This window comes from Burkholderia sp. MS389, from assembly GCF_016899425.1.
Lineage (GTDB): Bacteria > Pseudomonadota > Gammaproteobacteria > Burkholderiales > Burkholderiaceae > Burkholderia > Burkholderia sola.
Window position 1 is genome coordinate 414795 of the sequence record NZ_CP045995.1, and the last position, 23835, is coordinate 438629.

Annotated in this window: 22 protein-coding genes and 1 pseudogene; 13 read left to right on the plus strand and 10 right to left on the minus strand. The window is 67.2% G+C overall.

The features are described from left to right. Positions 1–23: 23 nt before the first annotated feature. The gene (locus GJG85_RS18370) at positions 24–827 is read right to left on the minus strand and encodes a helix-turn-helix transcriptional regulator (RefSeq protein WP_050010997.1); all 804 of its coding nucleotides are present in this window, start codon (positions 825–827) and stop codon (positions 24–26) included. A 132-nt stretch (positions 828–959) separates the two neighbouring features. Between GJG85_RS18370 and GJG85_RS18375 the strand changes: the two genes are divergently transcribed. Together GJG85_RS18375 and GJG85_RS18380 are read left to right on the plus strand one after the other, a co-directional pair. Then, the gene (locus tag GJG85_RS18375) at positions 960–2366 is read left to right on the plus strand and encodes an APC family permease (protein ID WP_124593339.1); all 1407 of its coding nucleotides are present in this window, start codon (positions 960–962) and stop codon (positions 2364–2366) included. A gap of 64 nt (positions 2367–2430) precedes the next feature. Continuing rightward, positions 2431–3540, plus strand: coding sequence for a P1 family peptidase (locus GJG85_RS18380; RefSeq protein WP_204384254.1), 1110 nt, complete (start codon positions 2431–2433; stop codon positions 3538–3540). A 168-nt stretch (positions 3541–3708) separates the two neighbouring features. On the opposite strand, the gene GJG85_RS18385 is transcribed toward GJG85_RS18380, so the two are convergent. Then, entirely contained in the window at positions 3709–3921 is a 213-nt protein-coding gene (locus tag GJG85_RS18385) for a hypothetical protein (protein ID WP_012338215.1), read from the minus strand. Between the two features lie 136 nt (positions 3922–4057). Next, the gene (locus GJG85_RS18390) at positions 4058–6241 is read right to left on the minus strand and encodes an FUSC family protein (protein WP_204384255.1); all 2184 of its coding nucleotides are present in this window, start codon (positions 6239–6241) and stop codon (positions 4058–4060) included. Positions 6242–6439: 198 nt separating this feature from the next. Between GJG85_RS18390 and GJG85_RS18395 the strand changes: the two genes are divergently transcribed. After that, a complete protein-coding gene (locus GJG85_RS18395; protein ID WP_050011002.1) occupies positions 6440–7387 on the plus strand; it encodes a LysR family transcriptional regulator in 948 nt (315 codons plus the stop codon). 110 nt (positions 7388–7497) lie between these two features. Here GJG85_RS18395 and GJG85_RS18400 read toward each other — a convergent pair whose 3' ends face one another. Together GJG85_RS18400 and GJG85_RS18405 are read right to left on the minus strand one after the other, a co-directional pair. Next, a complete protein-coding gene (locus tag GJG85_RS18400) occupies positions 7498–7800 on the minus strand; it encodes a DUF4148 domain-containing protein (RefSeq protein WP_050011003.1) in 303 nt (100 codons plus the stop codon). Positions 7801–8013: 213 nt separating this feature from the next. Next, positions 8014–9156 (minus strand): porin, encoded by a 1143-nt coding sequence (locus tag GJG85_RS18405; protein ID WP_050011004.1) that lies wholly within the window; start codon positions 9154–9156, stop codon positions 8014–8016. A gap of 335 nt (positions 9157–9491) precedes the next feature. Here GJG85_RS18405 and codA point away from each other — a divergent pair, with 335 nt between their 5' ends. The 5 genes and pseudogenes from codA to GJG85_RS18430 form a co-directional block, all read left to right on the plus strand. Then, positions 9492–10733, plus strand: a complete 1242-nt coding sequence (gene codA, locus GJG85_RS18410; protein WP_050011005.1) for a cytosine deaminase — start codon at positions 9492–9494, stop codon at positions 10731–10733. 164 nt (positions 10734–10897) lie between these two features. Continuing rightward, a complete protein-coding gene (locus tag GJG85_RS18415; RefSeq protein ID WP_204384256.1) occupies positions 10898–12232 on the plus strand; it encodes a chloride channel protein in 1335 nt (444 codons plus the stop codon). Positions 12233–12487: 255 nt separating this feature from the next. Continuing rightward, positions 12488–12799: a helix-turn-helix transcriptional regulator gene (locus GJG85_RS18420; protein ID WP_332371493.1), complete on the plus strand. Its 312-nt coding sequence runs from the start codon at positions 12488–12490 to the stop codon at positions 12797–12799. Next, complete coding sequence (locus GJG85_RS18425) at positions 12796–14055, plus strand: type II toxin-antitoxin system HipA family toxin (protein ID WP_204384257.1); 1260 nt, start codon at positions 12796–12798, stop codon at positions 14053–14055. The genes GJG85_RS18420 and GJG85_RS18425 overlap by 4 nt, the downstream gene beginning before the upstream one ends. 116 nt (positions 14056–14171) lie before the next feature. Continuing rightward, a pseudogene (locus GJG85_RS18430) lies at positions 14172–14318 on the plus strand (TIGR00366 family protein); the annotation flags it as partial. 14 nt (positions 14319–14332) lie between these two features. Here the strand turns inward: GJG85_RS18430 and GJG85_RS18435 are convergent. From GJG85_RS18435 to GJG85_RS18450, 4 genes are all read right to left on the minus strand, one after another. Then, positions 14333–15661: an MFS transporter gene (locus GJG85_RS18435; protein ID WP_204384259.1), complete on the minus strand. Its 1329-nt coding sequence runs from the start codon at positions 15659–15661 to the stop codon at positions 14333–14335. A 223-nt stretch (positions 15662–15884) separates the two neighbouring features. Continuing rightward, complete coding sequence (locus GJG85_RS18440) at positions 15885–16817, minus strand: 3-keto-5-aminohexanoate cleavage protein (RefSeq protein ID WP_050011010.1); 933 nt, start codon at positions 16815–16817, stop codon at positions 15885–15887. 35 nt (positions 16818–16852) lie between these two features. Beyond that, on the minus strand, positions 16853–17659 hold the full coding sequence (locus tag GJG85_RS18445) for an SDR family oxidoreductase (RefSeq protein WP_050011011.1): 807 nt from the start codon (positions 17657–17659) through the stop codon (positions 16853–16855). 73 nt (positions 17660–17732) lie between these two features. Then, a complete protein-coding gene (locus GJG85_RS18450; protein WP_050011012.1) occupies positions 17733–18443 on the minus strand; it encodes a GntR family transcriptional regulator in 711 nt (236 codons plus the stop codon). A gap of 287 nt (positions 18444–18730) precedes the next feature. Here GJG85_RS18450 and GJG85_RS18455 point away from each other — a divergent pair, with 287 nt between their 5' ends. Next, the gene (locus GJG85_RS18455; RefSeq protein ID WP_124630339.1) at positions 18731–19183 is read left to right on the plus strand and encodes a type VI secretion system amidase immunity protein Tai4; all 453 of its coding nucleotides are present in this window, start codon (positions 18731–18733) and stop codon (positions 19181–19183) included. A 54-nt stretch (positions 19184–19237) separates the two neighbouring features. Here the strand turns inward: GJG85_RS18455 and GJG85_RS18460 are convergent, their stop codons facing one another. Then, positions 19238–20029, minus strand: a complete 792-nt coding sequence (locus GJG85_RS18460; protein ID WP_176016888.1) for an IclR family transcriptional regulator — start codon at positions 20027–20029, stop codon at positions 19238–19240. Between the two features lie 159 nt (positions 20030–20188). Here GJG85_RS18460 and GJG85_RS18465 point away from each other — a divergent pair, with 159 nt between their 5' ends. The 4 genes from GJG85_RS18465 to GJG85_RS18480 all read left to right on the plus strand — a co-directional run bounded on the left by GJG85_RS18465 (position 20189) and on the right by GJG85_RS18480 (position 23769). Beyond that, a complete protein-coding gene (locus tag GJG85_RS18465) occupies positions 20189–20965 on the plus strand; it encodes an ABC transporter substrate-binding protein (RefSeq protein WP_089489349.1) in 777 nt (258 codons plus the stop codon). 88 nt (positions 20966–21053) lie between these two features. Continuing rightward, positions 21054–21710, plus strand: coding sequence for an amino acid ABC transporter permease (locus GJG85_RS18470; RefSeq protein ID WP_050011016.1), 657 nt, complete (start codon positions 21054–21056; stop codon positions 21708–21710). Then, complete coding sequence (locus GJG85_RS18475; RefSeq protein ID WP_204384260.1) at positions 21707–22462, plus strand: amino acid ABC transporter ATP-binding protein; 756 nt, start codon at positions 21707–21709, stop codon at positions 22460–22462. Before GJG85_RS18470 ends, GJG85_RS18475 begins: the two co-directional genes overlap by 4 nt. Continuing rightward, positions 22459–23769 (plus strand): FAD-binding oxidoreductase, encoded by a 1311-nt coding sequence (locus GJG85_RS18480; RefSeq protein ID WP_050011018.1) that lies wholly within the window; start codon positions 22459–22461, stop codon positions 23767–23769. The genes GJG85_RS18475 and GJG85_RS18480 overlap by 4 nt, the downstream gene beginning before the upstream one ends. The last annotated feature ends 66 nt before the right edge of the window (positions 23770–23835 follow it).

The window sequence follows — 23835 nt, forward strand, 5'->3', positions numbered from 1 at the left end:
CCGGTTGACGGCGTGCGCGCCGCTCAACCGGCTGCATCGTCTTCCCCCAGCGCCCGAATGAACCGCGAAAACAGCTCAGGCTGCGACGAGATTCCAAGCTTCGCGTAAAGGTGCCGCCGATGCACCTTCACCGTCTCCGGTGAAATCGCGAGCCGCTCCGCGATCGCCTTCGACGAATTGCCGCGCAGCACCATTCTTGCGATCGCCATCTCGCGATCGGTCAGCACGCCCGCGCCGAAGCGCGCGAGCGCCTGCTCGACGCGCGCACCGAGGTCCGCGTCGGGCGTGGCGCGCGCGGCATCGCCCACCAGCCGCCAATGCTGCCGGATGACCGCGAGCACCCACGGCATCGCGGCCGTCAGCTTGCCGAGCGGCTCGACGTCGAAGCGCGTCGACGCACCGAGCGACAGCGACAGCAGCGTGTCGGCGTTCGGTCGCACGAGAATCTGGATCTCGTCGTCGCCGACCGCGTCGCGGAAATAGCTCAGGAAATATTCGCTCTGCCGGAACAGGTCGGGTGCGACTTCCTCGAGCCGGTAGCAGCCGTCGGCGAGCCCGTCGTGCGCGGCTTGCAGGAACGGATCGAGCAGATATAACCCGTTCAGGTAAAGCGGCACCGGCGACGCGGTGTCGGCGCCGCCCGTGTCGTATTCGTCGAGCACGAGCGGCACGCCGTCGCGGCCGATCGCGGTCGCGAGCGCGTTGTCGAACGGCGCCATTTCGTTGAGCAGCAGCACGAGGAACCGCCAGAAGCGCGGCTGGCCGAGATGATCGATCGCGCGGCCGAGCGCCTGGTGCATCGCGATTTCGGAAAAGAGACGATCCATACCACCACCGGAAGGGCGTAACACGAAGGGGGAATAGCGGTCCTGAAATTGGCTTCCTAGACTGCCACGCAATCAATCGGGCCCGAGTATGGGTGTTCAAAAAAAGGCGGCAAAGGAACAAAGGAGCACGAAATGGCGATGATGTCGGAATCGACGGGCACGCTGCAAGCGGCCTCTGCGACGGAAGACGCGCCGCGCGCGCTGTCGCAGACGCTCAGCGTGCGCGACGCTGTGATGATCACCGTATCGGGCGTGACCCCGGCCAGCTCGATCTTCGTGATCGCGCCGTTCGCGATCCAGCAGGCCGGCAGCGGCGCGGTGCTGTCGTTCGTGCTCGGCGGCGTGCTCGCGCTGGCATTCGCGCTCTGCTATGCGGAACTCAGCGCCGCGCACCGCAGCGCGGGCGGCGAATACGTGATGGCCAAGCGCGTGTTCGGCACGCTGCCCGGCTACCTGACCTTCATCACGGTGCTGTCCGTCAGCGTGTTCATCCCGGCCGTGCTCGCGAGCGGCGCCGCGCCGTACCTGAACAGCGCGCTCGGCACGCACTTCGGCAATCAGTCGGTCGCGCTGACGATCGTGCTGCTCAGCTATCTGCTCGGCATGCTGAACATCAAGACGAATGCGTGGATCACCGGCGCGTTCCTGGTCGTCGAAATCGGCGTGCTGATGCTGATCGCCGGGCTCGGCTTCGGGTCGCCGCATCGCGGCGCCGACGTCCTGATCGCACCGGTCGTCGCGAGCGGCAATGCGCTCGTGCCGGCCACGCTCGCGGCCATCGTGCCCGCGATCGGCACCGCGATCTTCTGCTACAACGGTTTCGGCTCGGCCGCCTATCTCGCGGAGGACTTGCGCGGCGGCAACCGCAACGTCGCGAAGGCGGTGATCTATTCGCTGCTCGTGATCCTCGTCGTCGAACTGGTGCCGCTCACCGCGATCGTGCTCGGCGCGCCTTCGCTGACGGAACTGACGAAGAGCGCCGATCCGATCGGCTATGTCGTGCGCTCGCTGAGCAATCCGGCCGTGTCGCGCGTGGTCAGCGGCGGGATCTTCCTGTCGGTGTTCAACGCGATCATCGCGATCGTGATCGCGATGGGCCGCCTGCTGTACAGCAGCGGCCGGCATGCGCTGTGGTCGCGCACCTGCAACCGCGCGTTCTCGACGATCCATCCGCGCCTCGAATCGCCGTGGCTCGCGACGATCGCGCTCGCGATACCGTCGGCCGGGCTCGTGTTCGTGTCGAGCCTCGATGAACTGACCGCATTCACGGTCGACCTGTTGCTGCTGATCTACCTCGTCGTGGGGCTGGCCGCGCTCGCGAGCCGGTTCGTGCGCCGCGACGTCGAGCATCATTACCGGATGCCGCTGTGGCCCGTGACGCCGCTCGTCGCGGTGGCGGGCGCCGCGTATACGCTTTACACGACGCTGGCGACGGCGACGAAGCCGACCGACCTGATCATCATCGCGGGGCTGCTGGTCGCGGCGCTCGTGATGTACGTCGTATGGGCGCGCCACAGCGCGGCATTCCGCGCGCTCTGAGCATCGGCTCGACTCCGTACATCACCGATACACCGAATCATCGAAAGACAGGAGGAATTGCATCATGCGCACGAGGGATCTCGGCATCCGCATCGGACTCGGCACGCCGGGCCGCTTCAACGCGATCACGGACGTGCCGGGCGTGCGGGTCGGACATTGCACGCTGAACGTCGAGAACGGCGACGCATCGATCCGCACCGGCGTCACCGTCATCGAGCCGCGCGTGGGTGCCGCGCACGATTCGCCGTGCTTCGCGGGCGTGCACGTGCTGAACGGCAACGGCGACGCGACCGGGCTCGAATGGATTCGCGAAGCCGGCCTGCTGACCACGCCGATCGCCTATACGAACACGCACAGCGTCGGCGCGGTGCGCGACGCGCTGGTCGCGAACGAACGCGAAGCGGCGGCCGGCCGCGTGTACTGGTGCATGCCGGTCGTGATGGAGACCTACGACGGACTGCTGAACGACATCTGGGGGCAGCACGTGAACGCCGCGCACGTGCAGCGCGCGCTAGCAGCCGCGCAGTCGGGGCCGGTCGCCGAAGGCGGCGTGGGCGGCGGCACGGGCATGATCTGCCACGAGTTCAAGGGCGGCATCGGCACCGCGTCCCGCGTGCTGGCGAGCGATGCGGGCGGCTGGACCGTCGGCGCGCTCGTGCAGGCGAACTACGGCGTGCGCGAGATGCTGCGCGTGGCCGGCTACCCGGTCGGCGAAGTGCTGCGGCACGTGCATTCGCCGTTTCGCGAAGCCGAAGCGAAAGGCGAGGCCGGCATGGGTTCGATCGTCGTCACGATCGCGACCGACGCACCGTTGCTGCCGCATCAATGCACGCGTCTCGCGCAGCGCGCGAGTGTCGGGCTCGCCCGCGTCGGCGGCGGCACCGAGGATTCGAGCGGCGACATCTTCCTCGCGTTCGCGACCGGCAACGCCGGCTTGCCGGCGGTGAACTACGGCAGCAAGGGCGCGCCGACCACCGACGTGCGGATGGTCAACAACGACCATATCTCCGCGCTGTTCGTCGCGGCGGCGGAAGCGGTGGAGGAAGCGATCGTGAATGCGCTGGTTGCGGGCGGCGACGTCGCGTCGCGCGGGGTGCGGGTCGAAGGGCTCGGGCCGGCGCGCTTGCTGGATGCGTTGCGCGAAGTAGGCTGGCGGCCGGGGCGCGGCGCCTGAAACGGCACGCGCCGCTTCAATCGAAGCGGCGTGGTGTAGGACGGCGATGCGGCGATCGGCCGGGCCGCGATCGGCCGGGCCGCGATCGGCCGGACCGCCGTCCGTCCGCGCACGTCATGCATGCGGTGCGGGTGATGCGGGCCTGGCCGTGACGACGCGGCGTCATGCTCAGCTGCCGAAGTAGATGTTGCAGAAGCTGACGGGGCCGACGCACGCGTTCGGGTCTTCCTGCTTCGATTGCGCACGATCGACGCGGCCGGCGGCCTGGATCGCCTCGGCGCGGTTCGCCTGTTGCGGTGCGGCGTCTGCCGGCGCCGGCTGCGCGTGAGCGACGGCAGCGGTGAGCGACAGGGCAACGAGGGCGAGGTGCAGCGGCTTCATTTTGTTTCTCCTGGGTGAGTGCCAGTCTCGCTGGCAGTGAGGAAACTATAGGCTCGCACTGCTTAAAGATTAATCACCGCGCCTGTAGAGCTTATTTCCATCCGGAACAAGGATCCCGTTGCGCGCGCATCGATCTTCAATGGCGGTGCCGGTTGAACGGCGCGTCCTTGTCGAGCAGCGCGCTGCGCATGAAGTGCAGGCAGCCGACGATCCGCTGCATGTTGCGACGCGCGTCGGGCACCGCGTACCACGCCTGCAGCGCGTGCTGCGCCGCGCGGATCGCGAGATTCACGGATTTCAGCGTGCGCGCATGGCGGGCGGGCGTCGGATCGTCGAAGAAGCGCGGCAGTTCGAGCAGCACCGCCTCGATCGAACCGGTCCAGCGCAGCGTCTGCGGCGGTCTCGCCGCGCAGAACATGTGCAGCTCGTCGCGCAGGTCGATGACCGCGTGGCCGATCTCGAGCGTCGACAGCATCCAGCGCAGTGCATCGCGATGCTGCCGCGTGCGGCGCACCAGCAGCGTACGCAGTTGCGCCATCAGGTCGTGCGTGCTCGACTGGAAGCGCTGCGCGAGGCCGTCCGGCGCGCCTTCGCACGCAAGCGTCACCTGGCGGCGCAAGTCGTGCGCGATCCGGCCGGTGAGCCAGGGCATGTGCGTCGGGAACACGACGGCGAACACGAGCGAGCACGCCAGCATCGCGACGACGACCGCCAGCCCGTTGTTGATCAGCACTTCGGGCGTATACGCGATGGTGTTGTCGGGGCCCGCGAGCAGGCAGAAGAACACCGCGAAGCCGATCCCGTAGCCGGACAGGCCCGGCCGCATCGCGAGAAACGCGCCGAGGCCGAGCACCGGCGCGAGCGCCGCGCACAGCAGCGGAAAGCCGTCGATGTTCGGATAGACGTAGCACAGGAAGATGTAGCCGACGGCGGTCGCGAACGCCGCGCCGACGCCCATCTGCGCGACGAACTTCGGCGCGCGCGGCGACGTCGAGCTGAGCGCGCACGCAATCGCGGTGGCGATCACCGCGAGCGAGCCGCTCGGCCATTCGGACGCGATCCAGAACGCGCTCATCGCGCCGACGGCAACCACCGTGCGCAGGAACGCGAAACCGACGAAGAACGCATTGGTTTTCACCGCGTAATGCGTGACCGAGCGCTCGAACGCGTGATCGTCCTGGTCGAGCGACGCATAGGTGTCGACGTAGCCGAGATATTCGCCGATGAACCGGTACAGCAGTTCGATCGCGGTATCGAAGTCGAGCAGGCCGCCGGCCGCGTGCTCCTCGATGGCTCGCCGTGATGCGCGCGCGGCCTTCGGCAATGCACCGTGGAAGCGGCGCAGTTCGAGCAGCGCGCCGGTGGCCGGCGCGATGCCGCGCTGGCGTTCGTCGCGCAATGCGGCGAAGCGCAGTGCGAGCGCGTCGACGTGCGGCGCCAGCGCGTCGAGCACCGCGTCCGACTGATTCGCACGCAGCCGCTTGACGAGCTGGTGCAGCGCATGCAGCCGCGTGCATGCGTTCATGAACTCGCTGTTCAGCCGTGCGAGCCGGCGGCTGCGCGCGCGAATGTGCGGATCCTCGAACGACGCGAATGCACGGTTCGCTTCGAAGCCGACGATGTCGTCGACGAAATCGGCGAAGCGCCGCTCGAAATCGCCGCGCGCGACGTCGCCCGACAGCGCGCCGGCCGTGAACGCCGCAAACGTCGCGTGGCGCGCGCTCAACGAGCGCATCAGCGCCTTCGCGGAACTCAACGGCAGGATCAGCGCGCTGACCGCGCCGGAGCATGCGATGCCGAGCGCGACTTCCGCGGCGCGCGTGAGCGCGGACTGGAACAGCGTCTGCGGCGTCATCACGGCCGGCAGGCCGATCAGCGCGGCCGTGTAGCCGGCGAGCACGAAGCCGTACCAGCGAAAGTGGCGGTTGCGCACCGCGAGCGCGATGCAGCCGCCGATCCACAGCGTGATGCCGGCCATGTACAGCTCGGGCTGCTGCGCGAACAGCCCGCCGAGCGCGAGCGCGCCGACGAGGCCTGCCGCCGTGCCGAGCACGCGGTAGAAGCTCTTCGCGAACACCATCCCCGACAGCGGCTGCATCAGCACGAACACGGTGGTCATCGCGGTGCGCGGCTGCGACATCTCGAGACGCATCGCGATGCCCATCGCCAGCAGCGCCGCGAGCACGGTTTTCGCGAGGTGCAGCCAGATCAGCCCGTCGGTCACGGCCCAGTCGCGCGCCGCGTTGCCGAGCGGATCGAGCCATCGCCTCCATCGTGCCGGTTCGATGGAAGGTCGCGCGATCGCAGGTGGTGGCTTCATGAAAAGGGGCCCAAGGCCGCCCGCGCGAGGTGCCGCGGTGCGTCCGAACGGGTCCGTTCGACTGGTGAGGCGCCGATTGTAGGAGCGCGGCGCCCGCGCATTAACGCAGTTGCGGGGAAACGATAGTTGCAGCCCGAGTAACAATCTGTCGCATCCAGTGGAGGAAAATGGCGGCTCCGCTACAGGTCGCTCACAGGAATGGATACCCTACAAAACATGCGGGTGTTTACGCGCGTCGTCGAGACGGGCAGCTTCACCGCCGCCGCGCAATCGCTGAATTCGACGACGGGCGCGATGTCGCGTGCGGTGTCGGAGCTCGAGGCGCGTTTGCGCACCCGTCTGATGAATCGCTCGACGCGCCGTCTCGCGCTCACGTCGGCCGGCGAAAGCTATCTGCGGCGCTGCCGCCAGATCCTCGCCGACGTCGACCGCGCGGAAGAAGAGGCGAGCTGCGCGCACGAGCGCCCGGCCGGCGTGCTGCGCATGCACAGCTTCGCGAGCGTCGGTCATCACTATGTATTGCCCACGCTGACGCGCTATCACGCGCAATTCCCGGACGTGTCGATCGAACTGTCGCTGTCGCAGCGCATGCCCGACCTGTTCGACGGCACGAGCGACACGGCCGTCGTCACCGCGTCGTCGCTGCCCGATTCGGAACTCGTGTCGCACCTGCTCGGCTCGACGTTCAGCATTCTGTGCGCATCGCCCGACTACGTGAAACGGCACGGCGTGCCGGCCCGCCCGCAGGATCTCGCCGCGCATGCGTGCCTGACGCTGTGTACGCCGGCGTTTCCGACGCACGAATGGGTGCTCGAAGGACCCGAAGGCGTCGAGCAGATTCATGTCGCCGGGCCCGTGCAGACCAATACCGCCGAATCGCTCGCGCTTGCGATCCGCGACGGCATCGGGATCGGCATGCTGCCGCTGTATTCGGCGATCGACGCGCTGCGCGACGGCTCGCTCGTCCGCGTGCTGCCCGCGCATATCCTGCAGAAGATGAACGTGTATGCGCTGTACCCGTCACGCCGCTTCGTCGATGCGAAGGTGCGGACCTGGGTCGAGATGCTGCGTGCACAGGTGCCGACGATGATCGCGCGCGACGTCGAGATGCTGAACGCGATCGATCGCGAACCGCAGGCCGCCTGAGCGCAAGCCGCCTTGACCCCGCGCGCGCATCGGCGCGCGGCGGGTTGCTTCATGCCCATGCCGGAACCGCGTCACTCGCCATCCATGCTGGATGCGAGCGACGCGCGCCGTCACAGCGCGGGCTTGGCCGCCGCGCCCGATTCGGTTGCCGGCTCGCCGGTCGGGCCGTAGGCGGCCCGCGCCGCTTTCCGTTCGGCGAGACGCTTCGCCTGCAGTCGTTCCTGCGCCGCGAGAATGTCGTCCGGATAGTTGCCGATTTCCCCGCGCGCCGGGTTGTAGCCGACCGATTCGAGGTCGATCAGCTCCTGCAGCACCTGCGCGCGCGTGACGGGCGACTTCGCCTGCTGGGCGAACGACAGGGCCGGTGCGACAAGCAGGACGGCAGCGGCGGCGGTAACGACGAGCGATTTCACGAGGTTCTCCTGAATAAGGGGTGGGTGGCCGGATCGACACGCTGCGCGCGGCGCCGACCTTGGACGTCAGTCTACGGAGCGAGTCCGCGTGCAAACACCCCGATTCCAGGAGGGCTGCGTTCCAGAAGCAACAACATTGGCGGCGTCGCCCGCGGCTACTGAACCCGTGTGTGCACACGGCTCCTGCAGGCGGACGACGTCGCGCGATGCCGGTCAGAACCGCGTGCGCATGCCGATCGTGCCGACCACCTGGTTCGCCGTGCTCGACGCGCCGCCCGACGTGTTGATGAACGCCTGGTAGCCGCGGCCCGACGCATGCTGGAACATCGCTTCCGCGTACAGGTCGGTGCGGCGCGACAGCTTGTACACGGCCTGCAGGTTGGCCTGATGCCACTTCGGATCGCTGCCGTGCTTGCTGTCGGGATTCGACACGCTGGCGTCCGTGTACACATAGGCCGCGCCGACGCTGACGGCCGGCGTCACCGCATAGCGCACGTTCACGTCGTAGTTGTTGAACGCGATCTGGCCGCTGGAGCCGAACGCGCCCGTGTTGTCGTACTGCGAGCGCGTGTAGACGAAGCCGACGGTCGCCGGGCCGAACACGTAGCTGACGCCGCCGCCGTAGCTGCGCATGCGGTCCGAGCCGATCGACCAGCCGCCCTGGTTCAGGCTTTTCGCTTCGGCCGAATCGGTCGCGCCTGGGCTCGCGCTCGTCGAGCCCTTCGTGCCGTTCATCTGCAGGTACGCGCCGGCCAGCTTCAGCGGGCCGTTCGTGTAGCTCGCGGCCACGCTGTACGCGCGGTTCGCGCTGAAGTTCGCCGAGTTGGAGAACGCGTACAGCGCGCCGACCTTGAAGCCCGCGATCGTATCGCTCGTGTACTTGACCGCGTTGTTGATACGCAGCGAGTGGTTCAGGTTGTCGTTGTCGAACGGATGCGCGAAGCCCGTATCGCCGAAATCGCCGGACGTCGCGGACAGCGGCGCGACGAAGTCGACCATCGTGTCGTACTGGCGGCCGAGCGTCAGCGTGCCGTAGCCGGCCTGGCTGAGGCCGACATATGCGTGCCGGCCGAACAGCTTGCCGTCCTGGCCGAGCCCGCCGTTGTTCGCGTTGAAGCCGTTCTCGAGCACGAACAGCGCCTTCAGGCCGCCGCCGAGATCCTCGGTGCCGCGCAGGCCGAAGCGGCTGCCGTTGATCGTGCCGGTCGCCATGCGCCACTGCGACGCACCGTTCACGTTGTTGGTATAGGCGATGCCGGCGTCGATCAGGCCGTACAGCGTGACCGAGCTTTGCGCGTGAGCGAGCGGCGCGAACAGGGCGGCGGCGCACGCGCCGGCGATCAGGGTTTTTTTCAAGGTGAAGCTCCTGCGTGTGGGACGGGAAACCAAAGTTCGGCGCCAGTATAGGAATGCGCGGCGCGCGCAAGGGCCGGGCGGCCGCGAGCGCACTGTTCCGGATCCTGCAAGAGTCGTTCACAAAACCGACACGACGCGATGCGCCCGCGCCGGCCGGCGGTTCTTGCGCGACGGCAGGCCCGCGGCTGCTGTCCTGCCCGGCCCGGCTGTCGTGTCGATGCAACATGCACGGTACGTGCGCGCATCGCTGCTTTTCCTCCATACTGGTTGCCCGGACCACACGGCCGCCGACTCGGATCGCGCGGCCGTGTCAATGCATACGACAAGAGGCCCCCATGAACCTGTTCAACGTACGCCTGCGCGGCCGCGACGGCCTGTTCACGATTGGCGTCGATGCCGGCAAGATCGCGCGGATCGATGCGCAAACCGCACCGATCGCGTCGACGAACCCCGACCATATCGATGGCGGCGGCCGGCTCGCGATTGCGCCGCTCGTCGAACCGCATATCCACCTCGATGCGGTGCTGACGGCCGGCGAACCCGCGTGGAACATGAGCGGCACGTTGTTCGAGGGCATCGAGCGCTGGGCCGAGCGCAAGGCCACGATCACGCACGAGGACACGAAAGCACGCGCGCATGCGGCGATCGGCATGCTGCGCGACCACGGGATCCAGCACGTGCGCACGCACGTCGACGTGACCGATCCGACGTTGGCCGCGCTGAAGGCGATGCTCGAAGTGAAGGACGAGGCGCGCGGGCTGATCGACCTGCAGATCGTCGCGTTCCCGCAGGAGGGCATCGAATCGTTCGACGGCGGCCGCGCGTTGATGGAGCAGGCGATCGAACTCGGCGCGGACGTCGTCGGCGGGATTCCGCATTTCGAGAACACACGGGAGCAGGGCGTCAGCTCGATCCGCTTCCTGATGGATCTCGCGGAACGCACGGGCTGCCTCGTCGACGTGCACTGCGACGAGACCGACGATCCGCATTCGCGCTTTCTCGAAGTGCTCGCGGAAGAGGCGCGCGTGCGCGGCATGGGGGCGCGCGTCACCGCGAGCCACACGACCGCGATGGGTTCGTACGACAACGCGTACTGCTCGAAGCTGTTCCGGCTGCTGAAGCGGGCGGGACTGAACTTCATCTCGTGCCCGACCGAGAGCATCCATCTGCAAGGGCGCTTCGACACGTTTCCGAAGCGGCGCGGCGTCACGCGCGTCGCGGAACTCGACCGTGCCGGGATCAACGTGTGCTTCGGGCAGGATTCGATCAAGGACCCGTGGTATCCGCTCGGCAACGGCAACATCCTGCGCGTGCTCGACGCGGGCCTTCATATCTGCCACATGATGGGTTACCAGGACCTGCAGCGCTGCCTGGACTTCGTGACCGACCACAGCGCGACGACGATGCATCTCGGCGATGGCTACGGCATCGCGGTCGGGCGGCCTGCCAATCTCGTCGTCCTCGACGCGGACAGCGACTACGAAGCCGTACGCCGGCAGGCGAAGGCCACGCTGTCGATGCGCCACGGGAAGGTCATCATGCGGCGCGAACCGGAGCGCGTGACGTATCCGGATTGACGGGAAGGCGGGCGAGCGCGGCTCGCCGGCCTTGAGTATTCATGAAATGCATCAGTCGATTCGAAAAATACGTTTGTCTCATGAGAGGCGCGGGCCTACGATTCGGTCCTGACGACGGCGTGCCACTTGCGCGCCGTCCTTTTTCCTCTTCGTTCGCCGACCCCATGCGCCTCGATCTTCCGTCCGCTCCCGCTGCTGCTTCGCCGACCGCCAGCCCGTTCGCGCGCATGGCCGTCGTCACGGTCCTGACCGGCATCGGCGCGGGTCTCGGCGGCATGCTGCTCGCGTTGCTGCTGCATGCGATCCAGCACGTCGCGTACGGCTACAGCGTCGCGCACGTGATCGGGTCCGAGAGCTTCCTCGCTGGCGTGACCGCGGCCGAGCCGCTGCGCCGGGTCGCGGTGCTGGCCGTCTGCGGGATCGTCGCCGGCGGCGGCTGGTGGGCGCTTTACCGGTATGGCGGGCCGCTCGTCAGCATCCGTCGGGCGGTGCGTGCGGCCGATCCGCGGATGCCGTTCGTCAGCACGACGGTTCACGCGCTGTTGCAGATCGTGACCGTCGCGCTCGGCTCGCCGCTCGGCCGCGAAGTCGCGCCGCGCGAGATCGGTTCGCTGCTCGCCGGGCGGTTTGCCCATGTGGCGCGGCTCACGCCCGACGACTGCCGGCTGATGGTCGCGTGCGGCGCCGGCGCGGGGCTCGCGGCCGTCTACAACGTGCCGCTCGGCGGCGCGATCTTCGTGCTCGAGGTGCTGCTCGGCACGTTCGAACTGCGCGCGCTGATCGTGGCGGTCGTGACGTCCGCGATCGCCGCGGTCGTCGCATGGATCGGCCTCGGCAACGAGCATCAGTACACGGTGCCGGCGTTCGTGCTGAGCACGCCGCTCGTCGCATGGTCGATCGTCTGCGGGCCGCTGTTCGGTTTCGCCGCGTACGGTTTCGTGCGGCTCACGAGCCGCGCGCGCGCGAACGCGCCGAAGGACTGGCGGCTGCCGGTGTTCGCGCTGCTCAATTTCGCGGTGATCGGCGTGCTCGCGATGGGGTTTCCGCAACTGCTCGGCAACGGCAAGGGCCCGGCGGCGCTGGGTTTCGACGGCACGCTGACGATCGGCTTCGCCGCGACGCTGCTCGTGCTGAAGGTACTGATCGAGGCCGGCAGCCTGCGGGCCGGCGCGGAAGGCGGGCTGCTGACGCCGGGTCTCGCGAACGGCGCGTTGCTCGGCGTCGTGCTCGGCGGATTGTGGAGCGCCGTGTGGCCGGGCGCATCGCTCGGCGGATGCGCGCTGATCGGTGCGACCGCGTTTCTCGCCGCATCGATGCAGATGCCGATCACGGCCGTCGTGTTGATGCTCGAATTCACGCGTGCGAATCACGACAGCCTCGTGCCGATGTTGCTGGCAGTGGCGGGTTCGCTTGTCGCGTATCGGCTTGCGCAGAAGCTGGCGGAGCGGCGAGCGACCGCGATCGCGGCCGTCGGCACGCCGGAGGCGGTTGCTCGCTAGCGGGCTCACGCCAGGGCTCGAGTACGCATCGATGCGCGCGGCGATCCATCCACGACGTGGCGTATCTGGAGGGCGACGGGTGGGTACGGGAAGCGCATGCATCGCTGACGCATCACTTCCGTTTCAGAGGGGATTATCCGGGAAATTCTCCCCATAAGATACAACATCAGGGAATTATATTTTCTAAGTACATCCCTTCTATAACTCTGTGATATTGTGAGTTACGAGAGATATCACGCCGGAAGCCCCCCTATGTTGGAATTAAGTTTTCGCAAGCCCAATGAAATCGTCACGCTGCTTTGCGCCAGGCTTCGCACGGAGCGGCTGGCGTTGCAACTGACGCAGAGCGACGTAGCCGCGCGTGCCGGCGTGGGTTCCAATACCGTGTCCAATCTGGAAGCCGGACGCAATGTGAGCCTCGAGACGGTAGTTCGTGTAGCCATGGTCCTGGGACGAAGCAAGGAACTCGAAGGACTGTTCCTGCCGAAGCTCGATAGCCTGGAAGACGTTCACCGGTATGAAAAAAGTGCCAAACGTCAGCGCGTCAAGAGGGGCAACCAGAAATGATCGAGCGGATCGATGTCTACTATGACGGCTGGGGGGAGCACTGGCTGTGGGGATCGATGGTTTCTACGACGGCGATCACGGGGCGCCCGTTGATCGTATTCGAATATAGCGATGACGCGCGCAAGAGGGGGCTGGAACTGTCGTCTTATGCGCTCCCATTGCATGGGGCGAGGCTGCGCAAGGACTTTCCGTCCCACCAGCTGGGATTGCCCGGCCCAGTCTATGACGCGCTGCCCGACGGATGGGGCATGTTGCTCATGGACCGCTGGTTCAAACGCCGCGGTCTCAACGTGGCACGCATCGGGCCGCTGGAGCGGTTGGCTCACATTGGCAACCACGCAATGGGCGCCCTGTCGTTCGAGCCGGTCGCGCTCGAGATCCAGGCACCGCAGCCGGATATTCCTCTCGACCGGCTCGCGGCCGAGGTACAGGAAGTCCTCAATGGTGAGGGCGGCGAATTCCTTCATCAACTGCTGCAGGTGGGCGGCTCTCCGCAAGGTGCCAGGCCGAAGGCCCTGGTCTATCGTGATCCGCAGTCCGGCGTTTTTACCACGGCCGCGGTGGCGGGTTTCGAAGCATGGTTGGTCAAGTTCCCGGCCCGGCAAGAGCATCCCGAGGTGTGCGCGATCGAAATGGTCTACGCCGAGTGCTTGCGCATGTGCGGCATCGAGACCCCGGACACGCTGCATTTCGATTTGCCTGACGGGATGGCCGCATTTGCGTCCAGGCGTTTCGATCGACGGGACGGTCTGCGCGTGCCCATGCAAAGCGTTGCCGCCTTTACCGGTGCCGATTACACAACGCCGGGTGCGCTGGACTACGTGAACTTCTTGCGCGCGACTCACATGTGCACCAACGACGTACGCGAGAAGGCGCGGGCGTTGGAACGGGCTGTCTTCAATGTCGCGTTCAACAATCGCGACGATCATCCGAAAAACTTCGCATACGTCATGTCGCGATCCGGCCAGTGGAAACTCGCGCCGGCCTACGACGTGACATTCTGCGAGGGACCGGGCGGTTACCACCAAATGGACGTCATGGGCGAGGCGCTGCGGGTCGACCGGGTGGCATTGGTCGGACTGGCAAAGGAAGCGGAGCTTTCCGCAGCGGCTGCCGGCGACATGATCGACGCAATGTGCGGAGTGGCCAGCCAGTTCTCGGCCATTGCGAAGCGCCGCTACGAGGGGATCATCACAGAAGACACGCTGACGGACATTCAGCGTCGAATCGACGAGAACGTTGCGCTGCTGCGCTAGGGCGTGAACATGCCCTCGGGGGGGCAGGGGTTGCCGAAAGAGAAGCGGCGAGACGGGCGTTCGTCGGCTCACGGTCTCGCACATGCATGATGGGGATCGGCTCTTGGCAGCGGGGCGCCATCGCGGGGCTCGCCGTGCGCGACATCATAGGATATTGCGTGACGACGCTGCTGTTCGCGGGCGTTGTGTTCGTCGCGCGAATGTACCTGTTCCGACGGCGTGAGGCGCGAGGGGCGGGGGGAACCCGCCTCCCGCCAGCTTGATTCCAGCCGGGCCTTCAGCCGCGCGACCGCACGTCGGCGCGCTCGTGCCCGTGACGCAACGCGAGGCTCGCGAACGCCGCGACGACGAGCGCGGCCGCGAGCAGCGTCAGCCCGTTCTTCGCATTGCCGGTCGTCTGTTCGATCGCGCCGACGACGGTCGGCCCGACGAAGCCGCCGAGCAAACCGCAGGTATTCACGAGCCCGAGCCCGCCGGCCAGCGCACTGCCCGCGAGCCGCGACGCCGGAAACGTGAACACGATCGACTGCACGACGAAGAACATCGACGCGGCCACGCACACGCAGAGCAGCCCCGCCAACGGCGATGCATGCGCGGCGCCGACCATCCCGGCCGCCATGATCACCAGCCCCGCACACAGCATCCGCCGCGAATGACGCGATTCGCGGGCGAAGCGCGGCAACGTGCCTGCGCCGAGCGCGGCGGCGAGCCAGGGCAGCGACGTCAGCAACCCGACCGCGACCGGCGACAGGCGCCCCGACGCGCCGATGATCCCCGGCAGGAAGAAGATCACCGTGTAGATGGTCAACTGATGGCAGAAGTACACGAAGATCGCGAGCCAGATCTGCGGATCGCGCAGTGCGGCGCCGAACGCATGGCCGCCGTGCGCGGCGACGCCTGCGTCCTGCTCGGCGGCCAGCTTGCGCTCGAGCGCGCGGCCGGTTTCCGCGGAGAGCCACGGCGCGGCGCTCGGCCGATCCGGCAATCGCGTCCACACGACGAACGCGAGCAGGATCGCCGGAATGCCTTCGACGACGAACAGCCATTGCCAGCCGTGGAAGCCGAGCGTGCCGTCGAGCTCGATCAGCGCGCCGGCCAGCGGCCCGCCGACGATATTCGCGATGCACACGCCGAGCAGGAAATAGCCGGTCGCACGCGCACGCTCCTCGCGGCCGAACCAGTACGTCAGATACAGCATCACGCCGGGAAACAGGCCGGCTTCGGCCACGCCGAGCAGCAGCCGCATCACGTAGAACGACGTCTCGCCGCTCACGAACGCCATCGCGACCGACAGCGCGCCCCACGTGATCATGATCCGCGTGATCCAGAAGCGCGCGCCGACGCGATGCATGATCAGGTTGCTCGGAATCTCGAAGAGCGCGTAGGTGAGAAAGAACAGCCCCGCGCCGAGCCCGTACGCGGCCGATGAAATGCCGAGATCGACGCCCATCGAATGTTTGGCGAACGCGATGTTGGTGCGGTCGAGAAAACTGATCACATACGCGGCGATCAGCAGCGGCATGAGTTTGCGGAACAGCAGCCGGTTCAGCGACGCGTTCGCGTCGGTCGCGGCGGACGACAAGGCCTGAGCGTGATGAGTGGACATGCGGACGACTCCGGTAAGGGGCGAACCGGCGCGCACGGCAAGCACGGCGCGCCGCGTTCGGCAAATGCCGCTGCGGCAAGGCAGCGGATGGGCAGTCGACGGAGCCGCGCCGGCGGCGCTCGAACGGAGCGGGGCGATCAAGGGCGTCCTGGCGCCGGCCGGCTCGGGCCGGCGCCTTGTCACTGCGCTTGCGGATGCTCGTGTTGAGGGCGGGACCCGGCGATCAGAAATTCACCGCGTCGCCGCCCTTGAGCGCGAGCATCGCGCGCGCCTCGGCCGGCGTCGCGATCTCGAGCGACAGGCCTTCGAGCACCTGACGCATTTTCAGGACTTGCGCGGCGCTCGATTCCGCGAGCTTGCCGGGCGCGATCCACAACGAATCCTCGAGCCCGACGCGCACGTTCGCGCCTTGCGCGGCGCCGATCGTCGCGAGCGGAATCTGGTTGCGCCCGGCGCCGAGGATCGACCACACGTAATCGCCGCCGAACAGGCGGTCGGCCGTGCGGCGCATGTGCATCAGGTCCTCCGGATGCGCGCCGATCCCGCCGAGCAGGCCGAACACGCTTTGCACGAAAAACGGCGGCTTCGCGAGCCCGCGGTCGACGAAGTGCGCGAGGTTGTACAGGTGCGAGATGTCGTAACACTCGAATTCGAACCGCGTGCCGTTCGCGCCGCAGCGCGTGAGGATCGTCTCGATGTCCGCGAACGTGTTCTTGAACACGAGATCGCGGCTTTTCTCGAGATGTTCGCGCTCCCACGGATGCTTCAGCTCGGTAAAGCGCTCGAGCATCGGATACAACCCGAAGTTCATCGAGCCCATGTTCAGCGACGCGACCTCGGGCTGGAAATGCAGCGCCGGCTGCAGCCGTTCGTCGACCGTCATGTGCGGGCTGCCGCCCGACGTGAGGTTGATCACCGCGTCGGTCTGCGCCTTGATGCGCGGCAGGAACTCGGCGAACACGGACGGATCCTGCGTCGGTTTGCCGTCGGACGGGTTGCGTGCGTGCAGATGCAGGATCGCCGCGCCGGCCTGCGCGGCCGCGACCGCGGCCGTTTCGATTTCGTGCGGCGTCACGGGCAGATACGGCGACATCGACGGCGTATGGATCGCGCCGGTCGGCGCACAGGTGATGATGACTTTGCGAGCGTTGGCCACGGATGGATTCCTTTCGATGAACGATGCAGGACGCGTCAGAGCACTTCGACGTTGCCGCAGACGGAGATCGCTTGGCCCGTGATCCCGTGCCCGCCCGGCGAGCACAGGAACAGCGCGGTCGCGGCGATTTCGGACGGATCGGTCATGCGCCGCAGCGAGATCTTCTCGAGATAGCGCTTTTCCATTTCGTCGTAGCCGATGCCGAGCTGCTGCGCGCGCGCGTCGATCACGCGGCGCATCCGCGGACCGCGCACGATGCCGGGCTGGATCGCGTTCACGCGGATGCCGAGCGGCCCCAGTTCGATCGCGAGGCTTTTCACGAGGCCGACCACCGCCCATTTGGTCGCCGCATACGGCGTGCGGAACGCGTAGCCGAGCCGGCCGGCGACCGACGACAGCGCGATGATCGCGCCACCGTGTTTCGCTTCGCGCAGCAGCGGCACCGCGCGGCGCGCGAACTGGAATTGCGCGTTCAGGTTGATCGCGACGGTCTGCTCCCACTGCACGGGGTCGATTTCGTCGATGCCGCCGGTCGGGCCGGCGATGCCCGCGTTGTTGACCAGCACGTCGAGGCCGCCGAGCCGCGTCGACACGTCGGCGAACACGCGCTCGACGGCGGCCGGGTCGGATACGTCGGCCAGCGTCGCGCTGATCGCGCCGGCCGCGGCGTGCGGCGGCCGGTCGGCGAGCGCCGCGATCGCGGCTTGCGACGCGTCGCACACGTGCACGCGCGCGCCGCATTCGGCGAACGCGTCGGCGATTTCGAGACCGATGCCCGACGCGCCGCCCGTCACGAGGACGCGCAGGCCGTCATAGGGTTTCAGCAGGTCGGAAGCTGTCATGCCGGGTTGTCTCCATCGTTGATGTAGTGGGATGGCGGCCGCTCGCGTGTCGGGCGGCCGTCGCAAGCGGCCGCTACGGCTTCGCGTTCACGGTCCGCGGCGTCTGTTCGGCCCGCAGCGTCTCGGCGAGATCGTGCGCGGCGCCGCCGATGTCGAGCGCGATGCCGGCCCGCACGCCCGCGCCGTCGCGACGTTCAAGCGCATCGACGATCGCGCGGTGCGCATCCATCGAGCGCCGCATGTGCGGGATGTCGAGCGCGACCATGTTGAGGAACGGGCCGACGCGCATCCACAGGTTCTCGACGATCGCGAGCGTGTTTTCGCTGGCGCCATGCGCGTAGATCGCGCTGTGGAACGCGAAATTGCTTTGCAGGTAGGCGCGCGAGCGGCCGGCCTCGACGTGTGCCTGCATCGTCTCGCAGGTCCTGCGCACGGCCGCGATCTGCGCGTCGGTCATCCGCTCGCACGCACGCTCGGCGATGCAGCCTTCGAGCGCGATCCGCACGTCGCGCAGTTCGTCGAGCATGTCGAGCGTCATCGGCGGGACGACGAGCGCGCGATTCGGGCCGTCTACCAGCGCGCGTTCGGCGCGCAGCCGCGTGAGCGCGGCACGCACGGGCATCGTCGACGAGCCGACCGCCTCGGCCACGCTGCGCAGGCTCAGCGCCTGGCCGGGCGCGAAGCGGCCGCTCATCAGTGCTTCGCGCAGTTGCTGGTAGACCTTGTCGGCCATCGTTTCCTGTTCGATGGCTTTCAGTGCGGGCGGGACGATACGGGGCGGCAAGGCGTGGCTCCTGGGTTTGATCTGCGATCTGTGATCACACTGGTGATGTGCGAAGTTTTGTCGATCGGCGGAGCCGAGTCAAGGCGAACAGGATCGGGGAAAACCAGGGGATGGACGAAGAGGCTGTCGGCGACAGTCGGCAATACTTTTCCGCGTCGGGGTTGGATCCGATCATCGAGGCACGACTGCGGATGGCGATGGAGGCGACAATCCAGGGGCGCGGCCAAGTTACTTCAACGAACCGGGTGCGCGGTATCGTACCGATCGCGCAAATTTTGGAGCCTGTCATGAGGCGAATCTGGATCGCTGCCGCGTTGGCGTGCATCGCGTTTCAACCGGCGATGGTCGTGGCGAAGGACGTCGCACAGCAGTCGCCTGAAGCAGGCTCACGGATTTACCTCCAGAACTTCAAGGACATGGTGCTTGCGGAGTGCCTGGCTACCGCTTATAAGCACGAGCCCGGCGCGAGCACGGACATCGGCAGCAGCGCCAGCGCGTTGCGCGACTGGACCTACTACGACATGGAACGTGCGCCGGACGTGATTCACGCGCTGGTCGCGAAGTATCTGGCGCGCGACTATCGGAATCCGATTGTCGAATCCGAAGTCCGGGATGTGAAGTTCGACTTCCTGAAGTGCATCGATCTGTATCACGGCAAGGCACTGGACGCTGCGGCGAAGCAATTCGTATCGCGCCCGAACCGTACCTACCGGGTCGAGCATCCGCCGAAGCCGCAGTAGCGATCGAACGTCGTTGCGCGATGCAACGGCGCGCCGTATGCCATTTCGCCGCCGCTATTCAAGCGTCCGAATCGAATTGCTGATCCCGCGCGCACAGTCGATCACCGCCGGCGCGAGCTTGCGACGCGCGTCGTCGAACGTCCAGCGGCTTGTCGGCGCGACCACGTGCACGGCCGCGACCGGCTGCCCCTGGCTGCCGAGCACGGGCGCCGCGATCGACATGTCGCCGATGAACAGTTCTTCCTGGTTGGTCGCATAACCTTCGCGCCGTGCGCTGTCGAGCAACGCGACGAGATCGTCGAGCGCCGTGACCGTGCGCGGCGTATGCGGCGTGCGCGCCATGCCGTCGAGCCGCACACGCGCTTCTTCCGGCGCCAACGCGCTCAGGAACGCGCGCCCGGAGCCGGTGCAGTACATCGGGATACGGCTGCCGATCGGCATGTGGATCGGCACGAACTTCGTCGACACGAAGCGCGCGACGTACACCATTTCATCCTCGTCCGGCTCGGTGAGGTTGGTGGTTTCGCCGGTCAGGTTCGTGAGCTCGGACAGGAACGGATTCGCGACGTCGATCAACGTATCGGCCGCCAGATAGTTGAAGCCGATCCGCATCACGTGCGGCGTGAGCTGGTAGCGCCGCGTGACCGGATGCTTGCGGATGTAGCCGAGCTTCTCGAGCGTATAGACCATCCGCTGCGCGGAGCTTTTCGTCATCCCCGCCGCGTCGGCCACTTCCGCCAGCGTCATCGTGCGCCGCTTCGCGCTGAACGCGCGCAGCACGTTCAGCCCTTTTTCCAGCGACTGGTTGAACAGCAGATCGTTTGCTTGGTCGGGCGACGTTTCCATGGCGAAGGGCGGAATCGATTCGATATCGCATCATAGCGTATCGAATATCGATACGCAAAAATCTGTTTGCGATGTTTTTGATTCGTTTTAAGATCAAGTCATCGTCGCAGTGTCGATCAGCGACCGGCCGGCGCCCGGATTATTCGAGAAGGAGTCACCATGGTTCCGTTCATCAAGCGGTTCGGCGCACTGGCCGCCGGTTTCGCCATCTGTATCGCACTCTCCACGGCATCGGCGGGCGCCGTTGCGGCCGAGCCCACGCTGAAGGTCGGCGCGACGGCCACCGGCGTGCCGTTCACGTTTCTCGACGTCAAGAGCAATTCGATCCAGGGGATGATGGTCGATGCGATCACGGCAGCCGGGAAGTCGGCCGGGTTTCGCGTCGACGTGCAGCAGACCGTGTTTTCCGCGCTGATCCCGTCGCTCACCACGCAGAAGATCGACATCATTTCGGCCGCGATGCTGAAGACGCCCGCGCGCCAGCAGGTCGTCGATTTCTCCGACACCGTCTACTCGTTCGGCGAAGGCCTGATCGTGAAGGCCGACGATCCGGGCCGCTATACGTCGATGGACGATTTCAAGGACCAGGTGGTCGGCGCGCAGGTCGGCACGGCGTTCGTCGATGCGCTCAACAAGAAGGGCATCTTCAAGGAAGTCCGGACCTACGATTCGATCGCCGACATCATGCGCGACGTCGCGCTCGGGCGCATCAAGGCCGGTTTCGCCGACCAGCCGATCGTCGCGTACCAGATCGAGCACGGCGTCAATCGCCAGGTGCGGCTCGTGCCCGAATACCAGAGCGTCGTGAAGGGGCAGGTGTGCTTCATCGTGCGCAAGGGCGACACCGCGACGCTCGAACAGCTCAACGGCGCGATCCGCAAGATGAAGACCGACGGCACGCTGCAGCAGATCCTGCAGAAGTGGCACATGAGCTGAGCGTCGTCGCTCGATTCCCGACCGGTATCGCCCGCGCGTCGCGGGCATCCCCAGCGGCGGTCTGTCCGGACGTCGCATAGGAGACCTCATGTTTTTTCAGAACGCGATCGATTTTCTGCCGATCCTGCTGAAGGGCGCGGTGGTCACGATCGAGATCACCGCTTGCGCGTTCGTGCTCAGCTCGGTGCTCGGGCTGATCCTCGCGCTGCTGAAGGTGTCGCGCAATCGTGCCGTGTCGACCGCCGGCAGCACGATCGTCAACGTGATCCGCGGGCTGCCGATCATCGTGCAGCTGTTCTACATGTACTTCGTGCTACCTGATCTCGGCATACAACTATCGGCGTTCCAGGCCGGCGTGCTCGGCCTCGGCATCGCGTATTCGGCATATCAGGCCGAGAACTTCCGCGCGGGCATCGAGGCGATCGACCGCGGCCAGATCGAAGCCGCGCACGCGATCGGCATGCGCGGCCCGATGATCATGCGGCGCGTGGTGCTGCCGCAGGCATTCCGCATCGCGCTGCCGCCGTACGGCAACACGCTGGTGATGCTGCTGAAGGATTCGTCGGTCGCGTCGACGATCACGGTCGCGGAAATCACGCGCGCCGGCCAGTTGATCGCGTCGTCGACGTTCCAGAACATGAGCGTCTACACGCTCGTCGCGCTGCTGTATCTCGCGCTCGGCCTGCCGCTGATGTTCGGCGTGAACCGGCTCGGCAAGCGGCTCGCACTGAGGAGGGGCGCATGATCCGGATCGATTCGATACACAAGCGGTTTCAGCAGCACGCGGTGCTGAAGGGCGTGAGCCTCGACGTGCAGGCGGGCGAAGTCGTGTGCCTGATCGGGCCGTCCGGTTCCGGCAAGTCGACCGTGCTGCGCTGTATCAACGGCTTCGAGACGTATGACGAAGGGTCGATCACGATCGACGGCGTGAAGGTCGACGCGCATTCGAAACGGATCCACGAACTGCGGATGCGGGTCGGCATGGTGTTCCAGCGTTTCAACCTGTTCGCGCACCGCACGGCGCTCGAGAACGTGATGGAGGGGCCTGTGCACGTGCGGCGCATGCCGGCCGCGCAAGCGCGCGAGCAGGCCCGCGTGCTGCTCGACAAGGTCGGGCTTTCGCACCGGATGAATGCGTATCCGTCGGAACTGTCGGGCGGACAGCAGCAGCGCGTCGCGATCGCACGCGCGCTCGCGATGGCGCCGCAGGCGATCCTGTTCGACGAGCCGACGTCGGCGCTCGACCCCGAGCTCGTCGGCGAAGTGCTCGGCGTGATGCGCGGGCTCGCGCGCGACGGGATGACCATGGTGGTCGTCACGCACGAAATGGCATTCGCCCGCGAGGTGGCCGATCGCGTGTGCTTCCTGCACGACGGCACCATCTGCGAAAGCGGGCCGGCGCGCGACGTGCTCACGCAGCCGGCCCATCCCCGCACGCAGGAATTCCTGCGCCGCCTGCTGGCGTCGGACGGCGCCGACCACCCGGATCGAACATGAGCGCAACGCACGCGGCACCCGGATGGCCCGACTCGCCGTGGCCCGATTCGCTGTGGGCAGCGACCGCCGCGCCGGCGGCCGATACGCCCGCGCTCGACGCGTCCGTGTCGTGCGACGTGGCGATCGTCGGTGCCGGCTTCACGGGCCTGTCGACCGCACTTCACCTGGCCGAACGCGGCGTGAACGTCCGCGTGATCGACGGCGCGCAGCCGGGCTGGGGCGCATCGGGCCGTAACGGCGGGCAGGTGATTCCCGGGCTGAAATACGACCCGGACGAACTTGTCCGCCGATTCGGCGACGAGGCCGGCGAGCAGCTTGCCGGCATCGTCGGCGGCGCGGCCGATACCGTGTTCGACCTGATCGCGCGGCACGGAATCGACTGCGATGCGCGTCGCGCCGGCTGGATCCAGCCGGCGCCGACCGCCGCGATGCTCGACACGGTCGCACGCCGTGCGCAGCAATGGGCGGCGCGCGGCGCGCCGGTCGACGTGCTCGGCCGCGACGACGTCGCGCGGCGGCTCGGCACGCCGGCGTATGCGGGCGGATGGATCGATCGCCGCGCCGGCAGCGTGCAGCCGCTCAGTTATACGCGCGGCCTCGTACGCGCCGTGCAGGCGAGCGGGGCGGTCGTGCACGGCTTGACCCGCGCCGTCGGGCTGACGCGCGCCGACGGCCGCTGGCGGATCGCGACGTCCGGCGGCGCGACGCTGTCGGCCGAGCGCGTCGTGATCGCGACCAACGGCTACACGGACGGGCTGTGGCCTGGCTTGCGTCAGTCGGTGATCGCCGCGAACAGCTTCATCGTCGCGACGGAACCGCTCGCGCCGGCGCTCGGTCGCGACATCCTCGCCGGCGGCGAGGTCGCATCGGATGCGCGGCGTCTGCTGCTGTACTTCCGCCGCGACGCGGCCGGGCGCCTGTTGATGGGCGGCCGAGGCCCGTTCGCCGACCCGCGCGCGCCGAGCGACTGGCGACATCTCGAACGCGCGACGACGCTGTTGTATCCGCAACTGAAGGGTGTCCGGTTCGACTACCGCTGGGCGGGGCGCGTCGCGATCACCGCGGATTTCCTGCCGCACGTGCACGAGCCCGCGCCGGGCGTGACGATCGCGCTCGGCTACAACGGCCGCGGCATCGCGATGGCGACGACGCTCGGCAAGCATCTGGCCGCGCATCTGTCGGGCGATGCGCAACTGCCGCTGCCGTTCCGGGTCACGCCGATCCGGCCGATCCCGTTGCACGGGCTGCAGCGCTTCTATATCGCGGCCGGCGTCGCGTGGTATCGCTTGCTCGACAGCCTGTCCTGACGCAAGCGTGACGGCAGTCGCCATTCGTCGTCCGATCGGGCAGAATCGGCCTGCCCAGTGTCGACC